The organism is Pseudomonas frederiksbergensis (genome assembly GCF_001952935.1).
In the GTDB taxonomy this organism is placed as follows: Bacteria; Pseudomonadota; Gammaproteobacteria; order Pseudomonadales; family Pseudomonadaceae; genus Aquipseudomonas; species Aquipseudomonas frederiksbergensis.
Genome location: NZ_CP018319.1, coordinates 4,320,268 through 4,344,725, shown reverse-complemented (window position 1 = coordinate 4,344,725; position 24,458 = coordinate 4,320,268). Strand labels below are relative to the sequence as shown.

The window sequence follows — 24,458 nt, the reverse complement described above, 5'->3', positions numbered from 1 at the left end:
TCCCCGGCCAATCGTTCAACCGGGACCTTCTATAAGTGAAGCATGAAAAAAGGGCCGTCCGCGGTGTGTTTTCACACAACCTGAGAGAGCCCTTTCTGGCTTGGCGCCTGAAGACGCCGTCAGATCCGGACGTTGCCTCGTGGCCCGGCGATGGCCCAGATGATCAGGCCCAGCACTGGCAGCAGCAGGATCAGCAGCACCCAGATGATTTTCATCCCTGTGTCGGCACCACTTTTGAGCACGTTGATGATTGCCCAGATATCCAGGGCAAGAATAATCAGGCCAATCAGACCGTTGAACGTGGAACCCATGGTGTCGCTCCCTAAGAGTGGTTTGCACTCTTAGGATAGCCGGGCCTTGCGAGGGTTCCGTGTTTTAAACGTGGACGGCGATTTTCAGGGCTTCGAGCGAGGGTGCGGCAGCGATGCCGACTTGGGCGCACAACTCGAGTACGCGGGGCACGTCGTTGCCGTAGACCAGCACCACTTGCAGTTCGTCGTCGAGCAACTGACTGAAGTTCATCAGCGTGTAACCGCCGTTTTCCTTGTTCATGCTGCCCATCTGCACCTGAATACGATTGAGCGCGGTCAGCGCTTCGGTCTTGGCCAGTTGCTTGGGCTTGATATTGAAATCGACCCCGGGCCCGAACGAGGAAACGATCTGGGCGAACAGGTCCACATAGGTGTCGGCCTGGAACAGCACGGTCTCTGGAAGACTGCCGACGATGACCCACTCGCCCAGCGGAATCGGGAAGGTTTCGTCGTAATTGATATCCGGATTGGCCGTCAGAAAAGCCTCGGGATCGGCGTAGGCCTGGGCCGCTTCGTCAGCGACTTTGAGGATTTCGTCATCGCTCATGCAGCCGGAGCTTATTTTGCTGATGAGTTCGACGAGTGCGGCTTTCATGGGGCGGAATCCTGTAGCGAGGGAATTTTGAAGGCGCGAAGGATAGCGCATTACGCCAGGCAATTCCTGCGCGCGAGCAGGGCCGGGATTGTTGACACACATCAAGATCCAGCCCCCTCAGTAGCGGCACAATACTGGCACCTTGCCAAAACTGTTTCCGCTATCAGAGAAGACCTCCATGGGTGCCTGGCTTAGCAATATCTCGCTGAAATACAAATTCTGGGCGGTCAACGCCGTCGCCTTCGTCACGACCTTGCTGCTGGTGTTGTACGCCGTACAGCTCGAACAACAGGCTCGCAGCCATGCTCTTCAGGCATCGGCACAAGCCCAGGCGCGACTGCTCAACGCCTGGCCCGCGGGGCAGCCGCTCCCCAAAGCCGATAACGTGCTGACGTTCAGTCGCGGGCAGGCGCCGTTGCTGAACGGGCAACCGGTCCTGGAACTGGCCGATACCAACGGCTGGGTCGCCATCAATGCCATGCCGCTGTTCGGCGACAACCCGTTGATGGGCGCTGAAGTATTTACGCGCACGGAGGGTAACCAGGTCGCGGTGATTGCCCAAGGCCCGAGCCTGGCCCAGGTATTTGGCGAGCGTTTTCCCAACTACGCCGTGGCGGTGGCGGTCCTGATGCTGGCTATGCTCGGCGCTTCGCAATTGTTGATCCGCTTCCTGCTCAGCCAACTCAATACGCTGAAGGACGTGATGCTCCACGTCGAGAAAACCGGCGACTTGTCGGCCCGTGTGCCGCTGGCCTGCACTGACGAAGTCGGGCAGATGGCCAATGCCTTCAACGCCATGCAGGCCGGTTACCAGCGGGTGGTCAACACCGTCGCCAGCACCGCCCGGCAACTGGATGTCGGCGCGGCGCGGCTGGCGTCGAGCATGAACGAGGTACGTCACGGCATGCTCGGCCAGCAAAGCGAAACCGATCAGGCCGCCACGGCGATCAACGAAATGACCGCCACGGTCTATCACATTGCCCAGCACGCCGGCGCCACCCGCGACCTCTCGCAAACCGCTGACACCCTGGCCGGCAGCGGGCAGGAAGTGGTCAGTCGGGTGCAGAAATCGATTGCCGGCCTGTCCAGCGGAGTGCAACAAACTGCCGAGATGATCCAGCGCCTGGCCGAGGACAGTCAGAAGATCAACGGCGTGGTCAGTGTGATTCACAGCATTGCCGAACAGACCAATCTGCTGGCGCTGAACGCCGCGATTGAAGCGGCCCGAGCCGGTGAAATGGGTCGCGGTTTTGCGGTGGTCGCCGATGAAGTGCGCAACTTGGCCAAACGTGTCCAGACCTCCACTGACGAGATCACGATCATGGTTTCGGCGTTGCAGGCCGGGACTCGGGACGCGGTGGATTTCATGCAGGAAAGCTCGTTCAAGGCCGACGATTGCGTGCAACAGGCTCAGGAGGCCGGTGCAGCGCTGGCAGAAATCACCAGCGCCGTGGCGCAGATGCGTGAAAGCAACACGCAGATCGCGGTGGCGGCCGAGCAGCAGAGCCACGTGGCCGAAGAAATGAATCGCGCAGTGGTGAGCATTCGGGATGTGACCGAGAACACCGTGCAGCAGACCGTGGATTCGGCGACTACCAGCAATGAGCTGGCGGCGTTGGCGGGGGAACTGAGCAAGGCTATCGGGCAGCTGAAACTGTAAGAGCCCCATCGCGAGCAGGCTCCCACAGGTGATCTTCAGTGGCCATTAATTTTTGGTACAAAAGAGATTTACTGTGGAAGCGGGCTTGCTCGCGAAGGCGCCAGCCCGGTCAACATCAATTGCGAACATGACACCTATCACTTCGATAGCCAGCCTTGATTCGCCGACTGGTTTGCCCCGGCCTATTCTTTGTTCAAGAGCCTCAACGAACCAAGGATTAGCATCATGGGCAAACGTCATCCCAACCTTCCCGCCTGGCAATGGCGCGCGTACCCGAACAATCACCAGCACCCGACCAATCTGGTGCTGCACCTGATTGCCGTGCCGCTGTTCATCGTGGCGTTTCTGCTGATTGTCTCGGGCGTGTTCAGTCTGAGTTTTACCAATGTCGCGATTGGCTTTATCGGCCTGCAACGCCACGGTCACCGCCTGGAGGCGCAAGCCTCCGAGCCGTTCAGTGATCGCAAGGATGCCGTGTCGCGCTTGCTGGTCGAGCAATTTCTGACCTTTCCGCGGTTCTTCCTGAGCGGCGGCTGGTGGCGCGCCTGGCGTGAGCGCCACCGTCGTCACTGATCAGGCAAAAATCGTCACCGTCTGCCGGCTCATGGCAATCAACTGACCATCCGCGTTCCACAATTTCGCGGCCGCATGACCGTAGCCGTCAGCGGCATGTTCGGTTTCAACCAGGTATTTGCACCAGTCCAGCGTGCTCAGTTCCAGCAACGGCTGAACGAATTCGATGGTCCAGGTCTGCGTGCTGCCCATCGCCGGTTTACTCAGGTGCGGCATCAGGGCCGGTGGCCAGGCGTCAACCAGCGCTAAAATATGCGCTTCGCTGACCGCTTCTTCCTTCACGTCCCCGCGCAAGCGCACCCAGCCGCCCATCTCGCGGGATTTGTTGCCCGTGAACGGCAGACCGCCGACACTCCAGCGCATCGCCAGATGCTGCATGAACTCCGGGAGTACCCCTTTGATGAACGGCAGTTCCTGACAATCGTCCCAGTGCTTCATCTCGGGTGCCGGTTCGGCGATCACCGCCACTTCCGACAGTCGCGAGGCGCCGAAGCTGCCCTGGACCAACGTCACCACTTGGCCGTTCTGCATCGCCCGACCCAGCACCTGGCTGACAGCCTTCCCTTCGCGCAACACATCGACTTCAAAGCTGACCGGCACCTCAGGCTCGACCGGACCGACAAAGGTGATCGACAGCGAGCGCACCGGACGATCCGCCGGGACCTTCGCGCGCATGGCTTCGTACTGCAAGGCGGCCACCAGGCCACCGAAACTGGCACGCCCCTGAGCCCATTTGGCCGGAATAGACAGCTCCAGCGGCTGGCTGCGGACAGCGTCGAGCAGATCGGAAAAGCGCATGGAAACCTCGGTATGGGAAAAGGACGAAGGGATCTTAACCAGCCAGCGGGGATGGCACAGCGCTTATTCCGGCCAAAGAGACTGACAGATAGGCCGCATGCCGGACATCGATTCAACATTCAACAGTGATCAACTGTGGGAGCGGGCTTGCTCGCGAAAGCGGTCTGTCAGTCACATCTGTTTTGAATGTGCTGGCGTCTTCGCGAGCAAGCCCGCTCCCACAGGGGTATGTGGTGGTTTCAGGATTTGAAACAGGCAGCGCTGAGTTTGTCGAGGACGCGGTCGGCGCGGTCTTCGGCCTTGGCCATGGCCGTTTTCCAGGCTGCGACGCAGGGCTGCAAATCGGTTTCCTGCTCGGCCATGGCCAGCCATTGCAAGCAATCGTGCCAATCGCCCAAGGCACCTTGCGCGGACTTCAAGCGCGGCATCGCCGCTTTCGGCAGTCGATCCAGTTCAGGATAGGCGTCGATGCCATAGCGCACGCGCTTGATCAGCAGGCGCAATCGGTGGCGATCATGTGCCGGATCGTGCAGGGCTTCGTCGAGTTTTTTCCACTGCTTGGCCAAGCGTTTTTCGATGCGCTGACGCAAGCCCTTGACCAGGCCCTGACGTTGGGCGGCCCGCAAAAAACGCGGAAAGGCATCGAGGATCATCAGCACCTGCGCCACTTCAGGACTCGTCGCGACCGCCGGATAAGCCTCGGCCATTTGCGCCATACGCCGATGGGCAGCCTCGGGTTGATCATGCTCGAGCAGGTAGGCCGCCAGCACTTCGCGATCACGCAATGGCGTGGTCAGGTCGCCGACCCGGGACGCCGCCGCTTCCAGCTGTTCGACCCCGGGCAAACCACGCAATGGTCGCAGCAGACTGCGCAAACGGCGAACCGTGGTGCGCAGATCGTGCAGCGCTTCAGGGTCGGTGCGCGCACTCAAGCGTGCCTGACAGGCCAGCAAACGGACTTCCAGGCCCAGGACATGAGCCACCAACCGGTTAATCATGGGAGTTACTCCGTAAACAGCTGCCAGCCGCCAGCCGAAATCCGGGGCGACTGACTTATCGCAAGCAGCTTAGAGCTTAGAGCGGTTTTCAGCGTCCCGCGCGCGACTCACGAATGTAAAAACGTGCTTTCTCGGCCTTCTTGGTACAGCCCTCATAGGCTTCGAATTGCTGCTGGGTCTTGGCACCGGTCAACAACGACAGCGCCTTGGAGTAGCTGACGGTCCCGGCAAAGCCTTCGACTTTGGCCAGGTCCAGTTCATGCCAGGCGGCGTCGAGCTGGCTACCGCAGCTGTCACGGTAAGCGGTTTTACCGGCACAACCGGCGAGTGCCAGGGCAATCAACGGCACACAGATCCAGACTTTCATTTTTCACACCTCAAAGATAGGTAAACAGTCGTGCAGTTAAGACGGTCTGGCACGTGAAAAGTGCCTTGGCCCCGCCTCGGAAACTCTAGCGCTCGCGAGAATACCCATCTGCCGCCAAAGAGTGTCGAAAAAACGACGCCCTCGCCTCGCCGAACGACCTTAGCGATTGAAGCGCGGGCCTCGATGGGTGCATTGTTGAACCTTGTCAGACGAGGGCGATTCATGAAAAAGCGTGTCGCGCTGGTGCTGGGCTCAGGTGGAGCCCGGGGCTACGCCCATATCGGGGTCATTGAAGAAATCGAACGGCGTGGCTACGACATTGCCTGTATCGCTGGATGTTCCATGGGCGCAGTGGTCGGCGGGATCTATGCCGCCGGCAAACTCGACGATTACCGTAACTGGATCGAAAGCCTGGATTATCTCGACGTCTTGCGTCTGGTGGACGTCAGTTTTCGTCTGGGTGCGATTCGCGGGGAGAAGGTTTTCGGGCAGATCCGCAAGATCGTCGGCGAGATCAATATCGAAGACTTGCGCATCCCCTACACGGCGGTGGCCACCGACCTGACCAACCAGCAGGAAATCTGGTTTCAGGAGGGCTGCCTGCACCAGGCCATGCGCGCCTCGGCGGCGATTCCCAGCCTGTTCACCCCGGTGATGCAGGGCAACCGCATGCTGGTGGACGGCGGCATCCTCAACCCTTTACCGATCGTGCCGGTGGTGTCGAGTCATTGCGACCTGATCATCGCGGTCAACCTCAACTCCACCAACCAGCGCCACTATCAACTGCCGGTGATCCAGCGTCCGGCGGCATTCAAGACCCGTTTCGACAGCCTGATCAACTCGCTCGGTTCAAAATTGCCTTTCCGCCGCAAACAGGCGGAACAATTGCTGCTGCTGGAAAAGGAAGCGTTGATGGCAGAAGCAGCCGATATCAACCCGTGGATCGAGTCCGCCGAACCCGAAGCCCAGCAACCGGCCGCCGCCCCCGAACGCGACGGCGCACCGAAGTCCGCTACCGGTTCGTTCATCATCGACAACGTCGGCCCGGCGTCTTTGCTGGACCTGATCAACCAGAGTTTCGAGGTGATGCAGACCTCATTGGCGCAGTACAAGATCGCCGGTTATCCGCCGGACATTTTGATCAACGTGCCAAAGCGAGTGTGTCGGTTTTTCGAGTTTTACAAGGCGCCGGAACTAATCGCGCTGGGGCGGGAGATTGCGCGGGATACGCTGGACCGGTATGAGAATGAGCGGGATTCCTGAGGTTCTCGGGTGAAACATCTGGCCTCATCGCGGGCAAGCCTTGCTCCTACAGAATCTGAATCGATCGCGCGATCCGATGATCGTTCCCACGCTCTGCGTGGGAATGCATCCTGTGACGCTCCGCGTCACGACTTCCAAAGCGGACGCAGAGCGTCCATGGCGGCATTCCCACGCAGAGCGTGGGAACGATCAGGTAAAGCCGGTTTTTCGAGTTTCACGAGGCGCCGGAATTGATCGCGCTGGGGCGGGAGATTGCGCGGGATACGTTGGATCGGTATGAGAATGAGCGGGATTCCTGAGGTTCTCGGGTGAAGCATCTGGCCTCATCGCGGGCAAGCCTTGCTCCTACAAAATCTGAGTCGTTCGCGCGATCCGATGATCGTTCCCACGCTCTGCGTGGGAATGCATCCTGTGACGCTCTGCGTCACGACTTCCAAAGCGGACGCAGAGCGTCCATGGCGGCATTCCCACGCAGAGCGTGGGAACGATCAGGTAAGGCCGGTTTTTCGAGTTTTACAAGACACCGGAATTGATCGCGATGGGGCCGGATCATTCAACACAAAATCTAAAGGCTGTCCTCACTCAACAACCGATACCCGACCCCAGCCTCGGTGACGATGAATCGCGGCTGAGTCGGGTCATCCGCCAGTTTCTGGCGCAGGTGCCCAACCACAATCCGCAGGTAGTGACTGTCTTCGGTATGGGTCGGCCCCCAGATATCCTTGAGCAATTGCTGCTGGGTGATGACCCGCCCTGGATGCCGCGCCAGTTGCGCCAGCACCGCGTATTCCTTGCGGGTCAGCGCGACTTCGGTGCCGTCGAGCAACACCCGGCGATACGCCAGATCCACGGTCAACGGGCCGAACGCCAGCGCCGCTTGCTGCGCTTCTCCCGCCGGAGCCTGACGCAACAACGCACGAACCCGGGCCAGGAACTCCTGAATGCCAAACGGCTTGGTCACGTAGTCGTTGGCGCCGTTGTCGAGCGCTTCGACTTTCTGCCTTTCACTGGCGCGCACCGAGAGCACCAACACCGGCACCGTCGACCACTCGCGAAACTCGCGCAGCACCTGTTGGCCGTCCATGTCCGGCAAACCGAGGTCGAGCACCAGCAAGTCCGGTTTATTCAGCGCCGCCTGGGCCAGGCCTTCGGTGCCGGTGCCGGCTTCCAGCACTTTGTAGCCTTGGGAAACAAGGCTGATGCGCAGGAATTTACGGATCTGCGGTTCGTCGTCGATGACCAAAATGGTCGCGGTCTGGCTCATGAGTTCACATCAACACAAAGAAGTGGCAAGAGAGTAACGCAAGCGCGATCAGGCTTCACTTTCGGTTCTTAATTTTCAAAGTTCGGCTGAGCCTGCAACGGCAGGTGCAAAGTGATGCAGGTGCCCCGCCCTTCGATGCCATCGGCGACGCTGATCCGCCCGCCATGGGCACCGACCATGCCCTGACAGATCGCCAGCCCCAGCCCGGTCCCCTGCCCGCCACGATCACCGCGCGCGGCGGTGTAGAACATGTCGAAAATCTTCTCCCGATCCTCCGGAGGAATCCCCGGCCCTTCATCGCTCACCGAAAAAAACAGCTCACTGTCGTCGGCCCCGGCGCGCAATTGCAGGCGACCGTGAGGCGGTGAAAACCGCGCGGCGTTTTCCAGCACGTTGACCAGTGCCTGTTCGATCAGCGCGGCGTGGACGTACAGCAGCGGCAACTGCGGCGGCACTTCGGTGGTCACCTGCAACGGCGCCAGCACGGCGCGCAGACGATTGAGCGAACTGCCGACGATGTCGGCCGGCGACACCCAGTCCCGCGCCAGCTTCAGGGCGCCGTGCCCGAGGCGGGTCATGTCCAGCAGGTTCTGGATGTAGCGATCGAGGCGCTCGGCTTCATCGCGAGTGCCTTCAAGCAGTTCGCGGCGATCCTCCAGCGGGATCGCCTCACCGAGGGCCAACAGGCTGTCGATGCTGCCGCGCATGGAGGTCAGCGGCGTGCGCAAATCGTGGGACACCGAGGCCAGCAAGGCACTGCGCAGTTGCTCGGTTTCGCCGTGCAGCCGGGCGGCTTCCAGGTCTTCGGCCAATTGCGCGCGGGCCAGCGCCTGGGCCAGTGGCTGGCTCAGCGCGGTCAACAAACGCCGACGCTGGCCGCTCAAGGTCTGGCCCTCTTTGGCGCACACACCGAGCAATGCCAGCGGCCCGTCTTCCACCGACAACGGCCACCACCACCAACGCCCGAACGGCAACGTGCCGGTGCCCGCGCCGGCCGGTTGATCGTGTTGCCAGGCCCAATCGGCAGCAGCACGCTCGGCTTCGGAAAACTCCAGCGGGCCACCGGTTTCGACTTTCCAGCCGCCCTGGCCGTCTCGATTGAGCAGGCACAGTTGCAGATCACTCCAGCCATCGAGGTGCTGGGCCGCTGCGCTGACCACTGCCTGGCGGTCGGTGGCAGCGGTGAGTTTGCGCGACAGGTCGAGCAGTTCGGTGGTCTCTTCCTGGGTGTCGCGCAGCGCCTGCAATTGCCGCCGTTGGCGGGCCGCGAGGTTACCGGTGAGCGCCGCCATCAGCAGGAAGAACAGCAAGGTCAGCACGTCTTCTTCGCGTTGGATGGCGAACGAGAAATTCGGCGGGATGAACAGAAAGTCATAGGTAAGAAACGATAGCGCCGCACAGGCCAGCGCCGGGCCGAGGCTGCTGCGCACCGCCACCAGCAACACCGCGGCGAGGAACACCAGCGAAATATTGGGCAGCGGCAAGACACTCGCCACCGCCCAGGCCAATGCGGTGGCGAGCACCGTCGCCACCAGCGCCAGTGCGTAGTCGAACCACACCAGCGCCTGCGCCGAACGCTGACGCGGCTGATGCCGTTCGTGATCGCTGTCGAGGACGTTGATTTCCAGTCCGCGCGCATCGCGCAGCAGCCGTGACGCCAGGCCGCCGCCGAACAACCGGCGGCGCAAACGTTGTCGGGACTGACCGACCAGCACGAGGCTCGCGCGGCGTTCGGAGGCGTGCTGGATCAGGGTTTTCGCCACTTCGCCGGCACGCAGCAGCACCACGTCACCGCCGAGGCGTTCAGCCAATTGCTGGGCACTTTGCAGACGCAGCCGTGACTGCTCGTCACGCACGCTGCCGTTGTCCACATGCACCAGGCTCCACGGCAAATGCCGACGCTGGGCGACGCGACTGGCATGACGCACCAGACGCTCGGCCTGTGCATCGCCATCGACGCCGACCAACAGGCGACCGCGCACCGCGGGCGCCGCTTGGCCGAGCTGGCGATAGCCCTGAGTCAAATCATCATCGACCTGAGCGGCAGCAGTTTGCATCGCCAGTTCGCGCAGGGCCGTGAGGTTGGTCTGGGTGAAGAACGCGTCGATGGCCGCCCTCGCCTGCTCCGGCACGTAGACCTTGCCATCGCGCAAACGCTCGAGCAGTTCGCGCGGTGGCAGGTCAATCAGCAGCAGTTCGTAGGCTTCTTGCAGCACCCAGTCCGGCAGGGTTTCGCGAACCTGCACACCGGTGATGCCACGCACTTTGTCATTAAGACTTTCCAGGTGCTGGACGTTGACCGTGGTGTACACGTCGATGCCTGCCGCGAGCAGTTCCTGGATGTCTTGCCAACGTTTGGTGTGGCGACTGCCGGGGGCGTTGCTGTGCGCCAGTTCGTCCACCAGCACCAGTTTCGGTTTGGCAGCGAGCAAGCCGTCGAGGTCCATTTCTTCGAGCATCACGCCACGGTATTCCGAGCGCACCAACGGCTGCTGCGGCAAGCCGCCGAGCAGCGCTTCGGTCTCGGCGCGACCGTGGGTTTCAACCACGCCGGCAATGACTTTCACGCCCTGACGCAGTTGGGTGTGGGCCGCTTGCAACATGGCGTAGGTCTTGCCGACACCGGGCGCGGCACCGAGAAAAACCTTGAGCCGGCCACGGCCGTCGCGGGGCAGGTCTGCTAACAGCGCGTCGGCGCGGCCGGAGTCACTCATGCTTGAAGTTCTCTCTCATTGATCGTTCCCACGCTCCGCGTGGGAATGCAGCCCGGGACGCTCCGCGTCCCTTTCAGAGCCGAACGCGGAGCGTCCGTTGAAGCATTCCCACGCAGAGCGTGGGAACGATCGTCTACTACAAATTTTCCAGCGCGATATTCAGCGCCAGCACATTCACCACCGGCGGCCCCACCAAGGGCTGCTCGATGTGCGCATCCATCAACTGTTGAAGCGTAGATACCGGCAGATGGCGCGCCGCTGCAACACGCGCCAGTTGATAGGCAATCGCGGCCGGTGGCAAGTGTGGATCGAGACCGCTGCCGGAGGTGGTGACCATCGCCAATGGCACCGGCCCCTGGCCCGGCACCAGAAGTTTGTTGGCATCGTCGATCACCCGAGTGGCCAGGGCCGGGTTACTCGGTGAAAAGTTGCTGGCACTGCTCGACACCGTGGCAAAGGCACCGGCCGATGGCCGTGGATGGAACCAGGTATCGCCGACGAAATCCTGCGCGATCAGCGACGAGCCGCGGACCTTGCCATCGGCGTCGTGGACCAGGCTGCCGTTGGCTTGATCGGGGAATGCGACCTGGGCGACACCGGTGACCACCAGTGGATAGGCGACGCCGGTGATCAGGGTCATCAGGACAAGCAGGCTCAGGGCCGGGCGGATCATTGTGGACATTTCAAAATCCTCGATTCGACTAGGAAGGCACACACATCACCTGTGGCGAGGGAGCTCGCTCCCGCTCGGCTGCGCAGCAGTCGTAAACCCGGTGAATGCAGTGTGCCTGAATAAACACTTTGGCCTGAGGGGGGGCCGCTTCGCAGCCCAGCGGGAGCAAGCTCCCTCGCCACAAAAGCCCCAGCCTCAAGCACCAACCGCTAAACCAGATGCAACGCCGTCAACAGCATGTCGATCGCCTTGATCCCCACAAACGGCACCACAATCCCGCCCAATCCATAGATCAACAGATTGCGTCGCAGCAACGCCGCCGCACTCGCCGCCTGCACGCGCACGCCGCGCAATGCCAAAGGAATCAGCACCACGATGATCAAGGCGTTAAACACGATCGCCGAGAGAATCGCGCTTTGCGGACTGTTCAGGTGCATGACGTTCAGCACGCCCAGTTGCGGGTAGATCGAGGCGAACAGCGCCGGCAAGATCGCGAAGTATTTGGCCACGTCGTTGGCGATGGAAAACGTCGTCAGCGCACCGCGGGTCACCAGCAATTCCTTGCCGATCTGCACCACGTCCAGCAGCTTGGTCGGATCGCTGTCGAGGTCGACCATGTTCGCCGCCTCGCGTGCCGCTTGCGTGCCGTCGTTCATCGCCATGCCCACGTCCGCTTGGGCCAGGGCCGGGGCGTCGTTGGCGCCGTCGCCGCACATGGCGACCAGGCGCCCGTCGTTCTGCTCGTGGCGAATGCGCGCCAGTTTTTTCTCCGGCGTGGCTTCAGCCAGCACATCATCGACGCCCGCTTCGGCCGCAATCGCTGCTGCGGTCAGCGGGTTGTCGCCGGTCACCATGACGGTGCGGATCCCCAGTTTGCGCAGTTCGGCGAAACGCTCGCGGATGCCGGGTTTGACCACGTCTTTCAGGTGGATAACACCGAGCAATTTACCGTCGGCGCAAACCAGCAACGGGGTGCCGCCGCTCTGGGCGATCTTGTCGATTTCCCGGGACAGCGGCGCGGCCAGATCGGCGCGTTTCAGGTCGACGAAGGCCAGCAGCGAATCCACCGCGCCTTTGCGATAGACCCGGCCCTGATAGTCAACGCCAGACAAGCGGGTTTCAGCGCTGAACGGCACGGCAGTCAGCACCTCGGGAGCCGGCTCAGGTTGCGGGTGAAGACCGCGCAGGTACTCGACGATGGATTTGCCTTCAGCCGTGTCATCGGCCAAGGAGGCAAACAACGCGCCCTCGGCCAGTTCCTTGGCAGTGACACCCGGCGCGGCGTACACCGCGGTGCAACGACGGTTACCGAAGGTAATGGTGCCGGTCTTGTCCAGCAGCAGGACGTGTACGTCCCCCGCCGCTTCCACCGCACGACCGGATTTGGCGATCACATTCAGGCGCACCAGACGGTCCATCCCGGCGATACCGATGGCCGACAACAGGCCGCCAATGGTGGTCGGAATCAACGTGACCAACAACGCCACCAGGAACACCAGCGGCAGGCTGCCGTTGGCAAAGTGGGCGAACGGTTGCAGGGTGACGACCACCAGCAGGAAGATCAGGGTCAGGCCGATCAGCAGGATGTCGAGCGCCACTTCGTTCGGGGTTTTCTGGCGTTTGGCGCCTTCGACCAAAGCGATCATGCGGTCCAGTGTCGACTCGCCCGGGTTGGCGGTGATGCGCACCAACAGCCAGTCGGACACCAGTCGAGTGTTGCCGGTAACGGCCGAACGGTCGCCGCCGGACTCGCGAATCACCGGCGCCGATTCACCGGTAATCGCCGCTTCGTTGACCGCGGCGATACCTTCGATCACCTCGCCGTCACCGGGGATCATTTCCCCCGCTTCAACGCGGACCACATCGCCCTTGCGCAGGCTGGTCGCCGGCACGACTTGAAAGACGCCGTTGCTGGTTTTGCGTCGGGCACTCAGGCCCTCGCTACCGGCCTTGAGGCTGTCGGCGCGAGCCTTGCCGCGACCTTCGGCCAGTGCTTCGGCAAAGTTGGCGAACAGCACGGTGAACCACAGCCACAACGCGATTTGGGCAGCGACAAAAGTCGGCACGGTGCTGTCGGGAATGAAGCACAGCACGGTGGTCAGGATCGCGGTCAGTTCGACCACCAGCATCACCGGCGCACGTTGCAATTGCCGAGGGTCGAGCTTGACGAAGGCTTGCACCAGCGCCGGACGCCAGAGGGCCGAGATCGCGGTTTTCGGTTGTTCCGGCGCCTTGACGGTGGCGGCTTTAGTTGCGGGCATATTCATCATTGATTCCCCTTAGAAGCCCAGGCTCAAATGTTCAGCGATTGGACCCAGCGCCAATGACGGCAAGAAGGTCAAACCACCCACCAGCAAAATGGTCACGGTCAGCAGAGTCACGAACAGCGGGCCATGGGTCGGGAAGCTGTTCTGGCCGATCGGTGCGCTTTTCTTCATCGCCAGGCTGCCGGCCAATGCCAGTACCGGGAGGATGTAACCGAAGCGACCGATCAACATGCCCAGGCCCAGCATCAGGTTGTGGAACGCGGTGTTCGCGCCAAATCCGGCAAACGCCGAACCGTTGTTGGCACTGGCCGAGGTGTAGGCATAAAGCAGCTGACTGAAACCGTGCGGGCCAGGGTTGCTCACCGCCGCGACCGGGCCGGGCAAGCTCGCGGCAATCGCGCCGAGCACCAGCACGCCGACCGGCATCACCAGCAAGGTCACGACCAGCAACTGGACTTCCTTCGCCTGCAGTTTCTTGCCGAGGTATTCCGGCGTGCGGCCGATCATCAGGCCGGCGAGGAACACCGCGATCAACACGTTCAGCAACATGCCGTAGAGCCCGGCACCGACGCCGCCGAAGATCACTTCGCCGACCATCATGTTGACCATCGCGACCATGCCGCTCAGCGGGTTGAGGCTGTCGTGCATGCCGTTGACCGAACCATTGGATGCCGCCGTGGTAGTCACCGACCACAACACCGTGGCGGTGGTGCCAAAACGCGCTTCCTTGCCTTCCAGTGGCGCGGCCTGTTCGACGGAGACATTGTTCAGGGTCGGGTTCGGCTGGTATTCAGCCCACAGCGACGTCGCGCCGCCGATCAGGAACAGCGCCAGCATGCAGGCGATGATCGCGCGGCTCTGACGCAGGTCTTTCACGTAGTGGCCGAAGGTGAACACCAACGCCACCGGGATCAGAATGATCGAGCCGACTTCAAACAGGTTGCTCCACGCCGTCGGGTTCTCGAACGGGTGCGCCGAGTTGACGCCGAAGAAGCCACCGCCGTTGGTGCCCAGTTGCTTGATCGCAATCTGGCTGGCGGCCGGGCCGAGCGGGATCACCTGATCGATGCCTTGCATCGTCACGGCATTCACGTACTGAGCGAAGGCTTGCGGCACGCCCTGCCAGACCAGAAACAGCGCCAGCAGCAAGCACAGCGGCAACAAGCCGTAGAGGGTGGCGCGGGTCATGTCGACCCAGAAGTTGCCGAGGGTTTTGCTCGACTTGCGACCGATCCCGCGACACAGGGCGACCAGCACGGCGAGGCCGGTGGCGGCGCTGACGAAGTTCTGCACGGTGAGGCCGACCATTTGACTCAGGTAGCTGAGAGTCGCTTCGCCGCTGTAAGACTGCCAGTTGGTGTTGGTCATGAAGCTGACGGCGGTGTTGAACGCTTGCGTCCACTCCTGGCCCGGCAGGTTTTGCGGATTCAGTGGCAAATGATCCTGAAACAACAGGATCGTGAACAACAGCAAAAAGCCCGCGAGGTTGAAGGCGAGCAAGGCCAGGGTGTATTTCTGCCAGCTCTGTTCGGCCTGCGGATCAACGCCGGCCACCCGGTAACATCCACGCTCCACCGGTCCGAGAATCGGCGAAAGCCAGGTGCGCTGACCTTCCATGACCTTGTAGTAGAAGCGCCCCAGAAACGGTGCCGGAATCAGCACCAGGGCGAAGAAGGCGAGGATCAGCCAATAGTCATAACTGTGCATAGCCGCTCCTAGTTCCGGTCCGCGCGCAACAGCGCAACCAACAGATAAATGAACAGCCCCACTGCCAATAGCAGCGACACTCCGTCCAGAACGCTCATGGAAATTCTCCGTGTTACGGCGTATTGCCGCGTGTGGATCCATTGTCGGCAGGGAGGCTGTAAAGGAACGAGAGCGAGGGGTGTGGCGGAGAATAAAGAATGCGTAAAGAGTGGGTTTATAGCTTTGTTACAGCGGTGTTCCGGCCGGCCTCATCGCGAGCAGGCTCGCTCCCACAGGAGTTCGGCGTTGTATGGACGACGGCATTCCAATGTGGGAGCGAGCCTGCTCGCGATGGCGGCATAACAAACACCGCTGCCCTCAACTGGCGCACCAAAATGCCTGCATCCAATAGCGAACATCCCCGATACGACGCCTTTCTGCACTTTACGACCGCTCTGACAACACTGGCACGCCCACTGCAGACGCCCTCCCCCGAGCTTTCCAAACCATTCAGGGAGCAACGCATGAACACACAACTCAAACCCACGCTGGGCACGCTGCATCTGTGGGGCATTGCGGTCGGGCTGGTGATTTCCGGTGAATACTTCGGCTGGAGTTACGGCTGGGGCGTGGCCGGCACACTCGGTTTTCTGGTGACGTCCTTTATGGTCGCCACGATGTACACCTGCTTCATCTTCAGTTTCACCGAGCTGACCACCGCGATTCCTCACGCGGGTGGTCCCTTTGCCTACAGCCGCCGCGCCTTTGGCGAGAAAGGCGGATTGATCGCCGGGCTGGCGACACTGATTGAATTTGTCTTCGCCCCACCGGCCATTGCCTTGGCAATCGGTGCCTACCTCAACGTGCAATTCCCCGCACTCGATCCGAAACACGCAGCGGTCGGTGCCTACATCGTGTTCATGGGCCTGAACATCCTCGGGGTGAAACTGGCCGCAACTTTCGAACTGGTGGTCTGCGTTCTCGCTGTGGCCGAACTGCTGGTGTTCATGGGCGTGGTCGCCCCGGCGTTCAGCTTCAGCAATTTCGCACTCAATGGCTGGGCCGGTTCCGATGTGTTTGGCGCGCCGGCGATTGCCGGGATGTTCGCGGCGATTCCGTTCGCTATCTGGTTTTTCCTGGCCATCGAAGGCGCCGCCATGGCCGCCGAAGAAGCCAAGGATCCGAAACGCACGATTCCGAAGGCCTACATCAGCGGCATTCTGACCCTGGTTTTGCTGGCGATGGGCGTAATGTTCTTTGCCGGCGGCGTCGGTGACTGGCGCACCTTGTCGAACATCAACGACCCGCTGCCGCAAGCGATGAAAACCGTGGTGGGCGAAAGTTCGGGGTGGTTGCACATGCTGGTGTGGATCGGCCTGTTCGGCCTGGTGGCGAGTTTCCACGGGATAATCCTCGGCTACTCGCGGCAGTTCTTCGCACTCGCCCGGGCCGGTTACCTGCCGGCGTCGCTGGCGAAATTGTCACGTTTCCAGACTCCGCACCGGGCAATCATCGCCGGTGGCGTGATCGGCATTGCCGCAATTTATAGCGATGGTTTGATCAACCTGGGTGGCATGACGCTGACGGCGGCGATGATCACGATGGCGGTCTTCGGGGCGATCGTGATGTACATCATGAGCATGCTCAGCCTGTTCAAACTGCGCAAAACCGAACCGAATCTGGAACGCACCTTTCGCGCGCCGTGCTATCCATTGGTGCCGTTCATTGCACTGGTGCTAGCGGTGGTCTGCCTGGTGGCGATGGCCTGGTTCAACACGTTGATCGGGTTGATTTTCCTGGGCTTCATGGCGGTGGGGTTCGTGTACTTCATGCTGACGGCGCAACTGCGTGCCGATGCGCCGGCGGACGCGATGCTGACCGGGCTCTAAACAGGCCACGTGCGGCTGTCAGAACAGGCATAGAATGGAACCACTGCGAAAACTAATCGCTCAAAGTGGTATGCACGATCGGTTGGCGAAACCCGCCAATCGGCCTGCCCTCAAGGAGAGCCCTATGCCCTGGTATGCCTGGTTGATTCTGATCGTTGCAATTGGCTCGATCGTTGGTGGTTTGATGATGTTGCGTGACACCGCCAACAAGGTCGAACTGACCGAGGAGCAACGCAAACGCGTCGCTGAACGCAACGCGGAAGCGGACGCCAAGGATGCGCAGGACCGCTAACTAAACAAACCCCGTCATTCTCATCAAATGACGGGGTTTTGCGTTTCTACTTCTCCCAATCGGCCTTGGCGATGTGCAGGTCATGCAGCCCTTTGTATGCCGCCCGTTCCGGCTGGCTCCAGCCCTCGAGCAGCGAATCCTCCAACCGATAAATCTCCACCCCGAGCGGGCGGCACACGCTGAGCGGGTCCTGCGCATCCGGCCCCCACATGGCCAGCGACAGATCGCCACCCGGGCAGGTCGAGAGCGCACACAGCAGATCGATTTCAGCAAAAAACTCCAGGTAATCGCCCTTCTGCGCCGGACAGGCTTTCATGAAGTACATGTCGTCATGGTTCAGGCCCGTGCACTGGAAAATGTTCAGCACGTCATGCACGTCGAACTCGGTCAGCCCATGAGGTAGCACTGCGCGGGTCAGGTTCGAATGGCAGTGATGGTGGAAGTCTTCACCAGTGAGCATTTTGTTCACATAAGGATCGCAGCGAGTGCCGAGCAAATCGTGCAAGCGACCGCCATGTTCGTCGATGCCGTAACCGGCCAGGCTGTCATCGGTAATGGTGACCAGCGGCCGCAGAAAAGGCAGGTTCGACCAGAGCCGGTCATGGGTGCTGACGTGAGCACCCTGTAACTGCCGGGTCCGCGCCGCCCACAAACGCTCCCGTGGATCGTTGGCATTCCAGACGTTGAAATCCCCGACTTGCGGGCCAACAGGCGTGGTCACCCGGAACACATGCCCGGCCGGCACTTTCCAGGCGCGACCGGTGCGGATCGGCACCTCGAATGCCTCGATCAGCGTGCGCCCGTCCTTCTTGTCGCGGATCCGTTCGTAGAAGGCTTTGTCCACCTGCAAGGCCGAACCTTTGCTGACTTGATAGGCCGCCGGATAGTCTTTGTACATGACACGAATCCTCGATCAGTGATGGGAAGAACGGGTAAGCATCTGCAACAAGAGGTGTTCGGAATCGTCGAGATACCGGCTCATGGCGTCCTCGGCCGCGGGTTTATCGCCCTCGGCCAACAACTCATGAATCTGCCGGTCACGCGCCAGCCAGGGCGCTTGAAAACGTGATTCATCGGGAGCGGTGCAGAACACCAGGCGCAACTGTGCGACAACGTTGGTGAAGAACTCGTCGAACAACGGACTGCGCAGCAATCCGACGATGTGTTGATGAAAGGCCAGGCTGTGGGTGCCGACGGCGCGCCAGTCTTCGCGCTCCCGGGCAAGCTCGGTGGCTTCCAGGGCTTCGAGCATCCGGTCAGATTGATAGTCACGCAGCGGCTGACTCGCGCTGATCGCCTGCAACTCCAACGTGCGCCTGACCTTGAACAGATCCCGCACGTCCTCGACGCCGAGCCTGCGCACCATAACTCCCTTGTTGCGCACATAACGGGTCAGCCCTTCCTGCCCCAGTCGATGCAGCGCTTCGCGGATGGTATTGCGGGAGGCGTTGTAGGCCGACACCAGATCGTTTTCCACCAACGCCATGCCGGGCAGCAACCGGCCGCCAATGATGTCGGCGCGCAATTCAAGGGTGATGTGGTCGGCCAGGGACAGTCCGCTGTTCATGCTCATTGCCTCATGATTGTTCAACAATCGTCAGTTAATGAGTAGTCACTATTCGTGCCATGTGTTTAAACGCCGTTCTACCAAGATCGACGCATCTGCATGCTTTTTAGAAGTAGAAGTACAATCACCATCCCATTTTCATTGGTTAATATGGCGCATTGTTGCGGAGATACCCGATGCGCTATTCGCAGGACCATAAAGCCCAGACCCACCAACGCATCATCAAGGAAGCGTCAGCGCGCTTTCGCCGCGATGGCATTGGCGCGACAGGTCTGCAACCGCTGATGAAAGCACTGGGCCTGACTCACGGTGGTTTCTACTCGCACTTCAAATCCAAGGACGAACTGGTAGAAAAGGCTTTGCAAGCCGCGGGTGAGCAGGTCGATGGGATTTGCGCCGAGCTCTTCGCCCAGGATCGTCCGCTGGAAGCGTTCATCGACGCCTATTTGTCCGAATGGCACCAGACTTCACCCGATGAAGGTTGCCCGCTGCCAACCATGTCATCGGAACTCGGCCTGCGCGGGCAGCAAAGCCCGACCACTGACGTGGTGCTCAACGCACGGCTCGAACAAGTGCAGGGCACCCTTGAAGACGAGGACGCCGCCGACCAAAGCATCGTCATCATGTCGACACTGGTCGGGGCTTTACTGCTGTCACGCAGTGTCGAGAACCCCGAGCTGGCGCAGCGGATTCTCGACGTGACTCGCGCCTATCTCAAACAACCCCGGGACTAACCCTCCCAACGCTTGAACAGCACGCTGGCATTCACCCCACCAAACCCGAAGCCGTTGGACAGCGCGTATTCGATAGCCATCGGCCGCGCCTGACCGTGGACGATATCCACGCCTTGGGCGGCGGGGTCCGGGGAATCGAAGTTGAGAGTGGCCGGCACAACCTGGTCGCGAATGGCCAACAGCGTGAAAATCGCCTCGATACCGCCCGCTGCGCCGAGCAAATGCCCGGTGGCCGATTTGGTCGATGTCACGGCGATTTTGTTATCCGCGCCGAACAACGCCTTGATGGCGGCTAACTCTCCCAAGTCCCCGACCGGAGTCGAGGTAGCGTGAGCATTGAGATGCTGAACCTGCCCCGGCGAAATGCCTGCCTGGGACAATGCCAGCGACATCGCTCGTTGCGCACCGCTGCCATCCTCGGGACCTGCCGTCAGGTGATAGGCGTCAGCGCTGGTGCCATAACCAACCAATTCCGCCAGCGGTTGAGCACCACGAGCCAAAGCATGTTCCAGGGATTCAATCACCAGAAGGCCTGCGCCCTCCCCCATGACGAAGCCATCGCGGCCACTGTCGAACGGCCGCGAGGCGCGTTCCGGGGTGTCGTTGTAACCGCTGGACAAGGCGCGAGCGGCGGCAAACCCGGCGAGGCTGACGCGATCGATCGCCGCTTCCGCGCCGCCACATACCGCGATGTCTGCCTCGCCACAACGAATCAACCGCGCCGCATCACCGATCGCCTGGACCCCGGCCGCACAAGCTGTCACCGGCGCACCCAACGGCCCCTTGAAACCGTGCTGGATCGACACATGACCCGCAGCGAGGTTGACCAGAAATGAAGGAATGGTGAACGGCGACAGGCGTCGCGGCCCACGGCTGTCGGTGGTGCGCACCGCATCGGCTATCGCACCGAAACCACCCACGCCGGAACCGATAATGGTTGCCGTACGCTCCTGGGCATTGGCGTCCGCCGCTTGCCAACCAGCCTGCTCCAGCGCCTGACGCGCCGCTTCCATGGCGAACATAATGAAGCGGTCCATCTTCTTCTGCTCTTTAGGCGCCGTCGCCCGATCTGGGTCAAAACCCGCCTCGGGATCGTCAGCCAGCGTCGGCACTGCGCCTCCGACCTTGGCCGGCAAATCGGCCACCACCTCGTCCGGCAAATTGCGCAACCCGGAACGCCCGACCAACAGACGCGCCCAGACGGCTTCGACGCCAGAACCCAATGGCGATACCAAACCCATGCCCGTGACAACTACTCGACGATCACTCATACCGCAAATACCTCGATCCGATTCATGACGCCTCACGTGTAACGCGCGGCAGCCTTACTTTTGGAAAGATTCGGCGCCAGTACATGACGCGCCGCAACGAAGGCATCCCAGTCGGCCGCATCCGGCAACGAAGGAATGGTGATCAACTCACCCTGGTCCAGACCCGACAACGCGGCATCGACCATATCATCGGCTTCCATGACCATATCCGCCGGAATCTGGGTCGCATCGACACCGGAGCGTTCCCAGATTTCAGTGCGTGTGACGCCTGGCAGCACGGCCTGCACCTTGACCCCGGAGCCCTCCAGTTCGGCGTTCAACGACTGCGTCAGACTTAACACATAAGCCTTGCTGGCACTGTAAGTCGCATTGAAGCGCTCAGGAAACAAGGCGACCACTGACCCGATATTGATGATCGTCCCCCGACCCGCTTTGGAAAAACTGGCGGCCGCGGCCGATGCCAACCGCGTGACCGTCGTAACGTTTAATTGAATCAATCGTTCCAGCTGATCCATGTCGGCATTGGCCAACAAACCATCCGTTGCAACCCCGGCGTTGTTCAGCAGCAGGCTGATACTCGAATCGCTGCGAAGACGCTGTTCAAGCTTCAGCACATCATCCTTTTGCGTCAGATCCGCCTTGAGCACCTCGACCTGAACGCCATGCTCGGCGCGCAACTTGCTCGCAGCAGCTTCCAGCCGCTCTTGATCACGGGCGACCAATAACAAATCAAAACCACGCGCCGCCAACCGCTCGGCGTAAATCGCACCGATACCGGAAGAAGCACCGGTGACGAGGGCCGTACCTTGGGACTGGACAGAATTCATGACTGTGCTCCTGAGAGATGCCTAAGGGAAAGACAAGCGCCTGAGGCTCAGAACGCTTTGGCGGAAAGTCTTTTATTATAGGCATAATCCAAACCGTATATGATAGACGTAATTTTTCCCGCTTCGACGAAAGGTCTGCCCTTGTAGGAGCTGCCGGAGGCTGCGATCTCTTGATCTTCTGATGAATTCATCTCGTCAGAAATGAAAAAAAAGGCCGATCAATGACCGGCCCCTGGCGCTGACGTATAAGCTTAGTTCACCTCAAGCTTCTCGCGATTCTTATCCAGAATCGCTTTACCGATTCCCTTCACTTCGAGCAATTCGTCCACGGACGCAAACGGCCCATTACCCTCACGATAGGCAACAATCGCCTTGGCCTTGGCCTCGCCCACACCAGACAACTCGCGCTGAAGGGTTGGCGCATCAGCCTGATTCAGATCGACCTTGCCGGACTGTGCTTTGGGAGCAACTTCCAGCACCAAGGGTGCATTGCCAGCCTCGGGTTTAACCGTCGGCGCAGCAATGGCCGCAATAGAGGCGCTGGTGAGCAGGGCAAAAACCAGAGAGTAGAAATAGCCAGTACGCATAAATGAAGCTCCATGACATCGATTGAGAAAGCAGCTTTTCCGAAGCCGCCTTCCAAACTTAGGCGATGTCTGGAGCCTGTCAAAAATGTGTCCGTTACAGGATGTGAAACAATCAGGGTTCGAGGCGACGTTGCTGGTAGATCCAGTCGACGATATCGCCATCAGGGGTGTAGCCGCTGACGGTTTCGCGCAGGAGCTGACGGACACGACTGTAATCGTCATGATCGACAGCAATCAGCAACTCCCTCAAACGGCCCTTGAGTACATCCCAGGGCTGATGTTCTTCGTTGGCGCTCATGATCATCGGATGTTGTGTCGCTGCCACGTTGTCGCCAATCAGCAACTCCTCGTAAAGCTTCTCACCGGGACGCAGCCCGGTGAATTCGATGGAGATGTCGCCTTGCAAATTCTTGTCCGAACGAACGCTCAAACCGGACAGGTGAATCATCTTCTCCGCCAGCTCGACAATCTTCACCGGCTCGCCCATGTCCAGAACAAACACATCACCGCCCTGCCCCATGGAACCCGCCTGGATCACCAGTTGCGCGGCCTCAGGGATGGTCATGAAATAGCGAGTGATTTTCGGGTGGGTGACCGTCAACGGGCCACCGGATTTGATCTGGCTGTGGAACAACGGGATCACTGAACCGGAGGAACCCAGCACATTGCCAAAGCGCACCATGGTGAACCGGGTCTTGTTGACCTGGGATACGTTGGCCTTGTCGCCGAACATCACCGGGGCAATTTCACGACTCAACGCTTGAAGCGTCATTTCGGCGAGACGCTTGGTACTGCCCATGACATTCGTGGGGCGTACGGCCTTGTCGGTGGAGATCAACACAAAGTTGGACACACCCGACTGCAACGCAGCCTGAGCAGTGTTGAGCGTGCCGATGACGTTGTTAAGCACGCCTTCGGCAATGTTGTGCTCGACCATCGGGACGTGTTTATAAGCGGCAGCGTGGTAGACGGTGTCCACGCTCCAGGTCTTCATCACATCCAGAAGTTTGTCCTGGTGGCGGATGGAACCCAGGATCGGGAGCAGGCGGACAGGAACCGACTCCCTGCAGGCGCGCTGCTCCAGCTCCGACAGAATGCTGTAGAGGTTGAATTCGCTGTGTTCGAACAACAGAAGCGTCGTCGGGCCAAGCAAGAAAATCTGCCGACAAAGCTCCGCACCGATCGATCCACCGGCGCCAGTGACCATGACTGTCTTGCCTTTGATACAGCGTTCGAGCAGGTCTGACTGTGCGGGTACCGAGTCGCGTCCCAGAAGGTCGGCGATATCCACTTCCTGGATGTCTTCGACCTTTACCCGGCCGCTGGCCAGATCGGTGAAGTTGGGTACGCTTCGGATGTGGAGGGGGAAACGCTCCAGAATAGTGAGAATTTCCCGACGTCGTGCGCGAGTAGATGACGGCAGCGCCAGAAGGATTTCCTGAGCGCCGGTTTCGTCGATCATCTGTTGGATGTGTTTGGGTTTGTAGACGTGGAGGCCTGAAATAGAGCGATCAGCGATGCTCGAATCATCGTCGATAAATGCCACAGGACGCATGACCCGCCCCATACGCAGTGCTGCGACAAGCTGATTACCCGCTACGCCTGCACCATAAATGGCAACTTTGGTGAGGCCATCGTCGCGATTGGTGAACGGTACGTGTTGGGAGGCATGGAACCAGTCGCCCATGAAGTATTGACGCATGCAAAGGCGCAGACCGCCAATGATGACGAGACTTAACCACCAGTAGTTGAAGACAATGGAGCGCGGTACCACGGCCTCATGGTTGCTGTACCAGTAAACGACGAGCGCCAGTATCAGCGATGAGAGGGTGACAGCTTTGATGATGGCAATGAGCGCATCATTTCCGAAATAACGCATGACAGCGCGGTACATGCCGAATCGGATAAAAAGCGGAATTGCAATAACGGGAGCGCACGCGAAAAGCCAAAAATGGACTCGAAAGGGGTTGTACATATCATCGATACCCAAACGCACGATGAACGCCAACCACAGAGCGCCCCAGACCAGAAAAATGTCTGTGCCGACCTGAATCAGTCGCTTCTGGCGCCTGGGAAGTCCTACAAGGCGCGCTCTAAGCCTATCCAAAAACTCTTCAAACAC

At 60.3% G+C, this 24,458-nt stretch carries 23 protein-coding genes and 1 pseudogene; 7 read left to right on the top strand and 17 right to left on the bottom strand.

What is annotated here, in order from left to right:
• Positions 1–119 precede the first annotated feature (119 nt).
• Positions 120–311 (bottom strand): PLDc N-terminal domain-containing protein, encoded by a 192-nt coding sequence (locus tag PFAS1_RS20265; protein WP_008148797.1) that lies wholly within the window; start codon positions 309–311, stop codon positions 120–122.
• 64 nt (positions 312–375) lie between these two features.
• Positions 376–906 carry a hypothetical protein gene (locus tag PFAS1_RS20260; protein ID WP_076030299.1) on the bottom strand — a complete coding sequence of 177 codons (531 nt, stop codon included), beginning with the start codon at positions 904–906 and terminating at the stop codon, positions 376–378.
• A gap of 178 nt (positions 907–1,084) precedes the next feature.
• Here PFAS1_RS20260 and PFAS1_RS20255 point away from each other — a divergent pair, with 178 nt between their 5' ends.
• Both PFAS1_RS20255 and PFAS1_RS20245 read left to right on the top strand, forming a co-directional pair.
• Positions 1,085–2,566, top strand: coding sequence for a methyl-accepting chemotaxis protein (locus PFAS1_RS20255; RefSeq protein ID WP_076030298.1), 1,482 nt, complete (start codon positions 1,085–1,087; stop codon positions 2,564–2,566).
• Positions 2,567–2,791: 225 nt separating this feature from the next.
• Positions 2,792–3,139: an Mpo1-like protein gene (locus tag PFAS1_RS20245; RefSeq protein ID WP_076030296.1), complete on the top strand. Its 348-nt coding sequence runs from the start codon at positions 2,792–2,794 to the stop codon at positions 3,137–3,139.
• On the opposite strand, the gene PFAS1_RS20240 is transcribed toward PFAS1_RS20245, so the two are convergent.
• From PFAS1_RS20240 to PFAS1_RS20230, 3 genes are all read right to left on the bottom strand, one after another.
• Positions 3,140–3,937 (bottom strand): acyl-CoA thioesterase, encoded by a 798-nt coding sequence (locus PFAS1_RS20240; protein WP_074874843.1) that lies wholly within the window; start codon positions 3,935–3,937, stop codon positions 3,140–3,142.
• Positions 3,938–4,176: 239 nt separating this feature from the next.
• Positions 4,177–4,935: a CHAD domain-containing protein gene (locus PFAS1_RS20235; RefSeq protein WP_076030295.1), complete on the bottom strand. Its 759-nt coding sequence runs from the start codon at positions 4,933–4,935 to the stop codon at positions 4,177–4,179.
• Between the two features lie 88 nt (positions 4,936–5,023).
• Positions 5,024–5,302: a hypothetical protein gene (locus PFAS1_RS20230; protein WP_052964059.1), complete on the bottom strand. Its 279-nt coding sequence runs from the start codon at positions 5,300–5,302 to the stop codon at positions 5,024–5,026.
• A 222-nt stretch (positions 5,303–5,524) separates the two neighbouring features.
• On the opposite strand from PFAS1_RS20230, the gene PFAS1_RS20225 reads away from it, so the two are divergent.
• Together PFAS1_RS20225 and PFAS1_RS30440 are read left to right on the top strand one after the other, a co-directional pair.
• A complete protein-coding gene (locus PFAS1_RS20225; protein ID WP_074874839.1) occupies positions 5,525–6,565 on the top strand; it encodes a patatin-like phospholipase family protein in 1,041 nt (346 codons plus the stop codon).
• Between the two features lie 200 nt (positions 6,566–6,765).
• A pseudogene (locus PFAS1_RS30440) lies at positions 6,766–6,864 on the top strand (hypothetical protein); the annotation flags it as partial.
• 266 nt (positions 6,865–7,130) lie between these two features.
• Here the strand turns inward: PFAS1_RS30440 and PFAS1_RS20215 are convergent.
• The 6 genes from PFAS1_RS20215 to kdpF all read right to left on the bottom strand — a co-directional run bounded on the left by PFAS1_RS20215 (position 7,131) and on the right by kdpF (position 15,288).
• On the bottom strand, positions 7,131–7,829 hold the full coding sequence (locus PFAS1_RS20215; RefSeq protein WP_076030294.1) for a response regulator: 699 nt from the start codon (positions 7,827–7,829) through the stop codon (positions 7,131–7,133).
• Positions 7,830–7,897: 68 nt separating this feature from the next.
• Positions 7,898–10,543 (bottom strand): sensor histidine kinase, encoded by a 2,646-nt coding sequence (locus tag PFAS1_RS20210; RefSeq protein WP_076030293.1) that lies wholly within the window; start codon positions 10,541–10,543, stop codon positions 7,898–7,900.
• Positions 10,544–10,679: 136 nt separating this feature from the next.
• A complete protein-coding gene (gene kdpC, locus PFAS1_RS20205; RefSeq protein WP_076030292.1) occupies positions 10,680–11,225 on the bottom strand; it encodes a potassium-transporting ATPase subunit KdpC in 546 nt (181 codons plus the stop codon).
• Between the two features lie 200 nt (positions 11,226–11,425).
• Positions 11,426–13,483: a potassium-transporting ATPase subunit KdpB gene (gene kdpB / locus PFAS1_RS20200; RefSeq protein ID WP_076030291.1), complete on the bottom strand. Its 2,058-nt coding sequence runs from the start codon at positions 13,481–13,483 to the stop codon at positions 11,426–11,428.
• Between the two features lie 12 nt (positions 13,484–13,495).
• On the bottom strand, positions 13,496–15,190 hold the full coding sequence (kdpA, locus tag PFAS1_RS20195; protein ID WP_076030290.1) for a potassium-transporting ATPase subunit KdpA: 1,695 nt from the start codon (positions 15,188–15,190) through the stop codon (positions 13,496–13,498).
• Between the two features lie 8 nt (positions 15,191–15,198).
• On the bottom strand, positions 15,199–15,288 hold the full coding sequence (gene kdpF / locus PFAS1_RS20190; RefSeq protein ID WP_007899818.1) for a K(+)-transporting ATPase subunit F: 90 nt from the start codon (positions 15,286–15,288) through the stop codon (positions 15,199–15,201).
• A 405-nt stretch (positions 15,289–15,693) separates the two neighbouring features.
• Here kdpF and eat point away from each other — a divergent pair, with 405 nt between their 5' ends.
• Positions 15,694–17,058 (top strand): ethanolamine permease, encoded by a 1,365-nt coding sequence (gene eat, locus PFAS1_RS20185; RefSeq protein WP_033055766.1) that lies wholly within the window; start codon positions 15,694–15,696, stop codon positions 17,056–17,058.
• 124 nt (positions 17,059–17,182) lie between these two features.
• Positions 17,183–17,350, top strand: a complete 168-nt coding sequence (locus tag PFAS1_RS20180) for a DUF2897 family protein (RefSeq protein WP_008006000.1) — start codon at positions 17,183–17,185, stop codon at positions 17,348–17,350.
• A gap of 46 nt (positions 17,351–17,396) precedes the next feature.
• On the opposite strand, the gene PFAS1_RS20175 is transcribed toward PFAS1_RS20180, so the two are convergent.
• Entirely contained in the window at positions 17,397–18,248 is an 852-nt protein-coding gene (locus tag PFAS1_RS20175; RefSeq protein ID WP_076030289.1) for an urea carboxylase-associated family protein, read from the bottom strand.
• Positions 18,249–18,263: 15 nt separating this feature from the next.
• Entirely contained in the window at positions 18,264–18,917 is a 654-nt protein-coding gene (locus PFAS1_RS20170; protein WP_074874825.1) for a GntR family transcriptional regulator, read from the bottom strand.
• Positions 18,918–19,093: 176 nt separating this feature from the next.
• Here PFAS1_RS20170 and PFAS1_RS20165 point away from each other — a divergent pair, with 176 nt between their 5' ends.
• Complete coding sequence (locus tag PFAS1_RS20165; RefSeq protein ID WP_076030288.1) at positions 19,094–19,651, top strand: TetR/AcrR family transcriptional regulator; 558 nt, start codon at positions 19,094–19,096, stop codon at positions 19,649–19,651.
• Here PFAS1_RS20165 and fabF read toward each other — a convergent pair.
• The 4 genes from fabF to PFAS1_RS20145 form a co-directional block, all read right to left on the bottom strand.
• Complete coding sequence (gene fabF, locus PFAS1_RS20160) at positions 19,648–20,922, bottom strand: beta-ketoacyl-ACP synthase II (protein WP_076030287.1); 1,275 nt, start codon at positions 20,920–20,922, stop codon at positions 19,648–19,650. The two genes, PFAS1_RS20165 and fabF, sit on opposite strands and share 4 nt — an antisense overlap.
• 32 nt (positions 20,923–20,954) lie before the next feature.
• Positions 20,955–21,749, bottom strand: coding sequence for an SDR family NAD(P)-dependent oxidoreductase (locus PFAS1_RS20155; RefSeq protein ID WP_076030286.1), 795 nt, complete (start codon positions 21,747–21,749; stop codon positions 20,955–20,957).
• Between the two features lie 251 nt (positions 21,750–22,000).
• The gene (locus PFAS1_RS20150; protein ID WP_076030285.1) at positions 22,001–22,336 is read right to left on the bottom strand and encodes a ComEA family DNA-binding protein; all 336 of its coding nucleotides are present in this window, start codon (positions 22,334–22,336) and stop codon (positions 22,001–22,003) included.
• Between the two features lie 112 nt (positions 22,337–22,448).
• Positions 22,449–24,443 (bottom strand): polysaccharide biosynthesis protein, encoded by a 1,995-nt coding sequence (locus tag PFAS1_RS20145; protein WP_076031559.1) that lies wholly within the window; start codon positions 24,441–24,443, stop codon positions 22,449–22,451.
• Positions 24,444–24,458 lie beyond the last annotated feature (15 nt).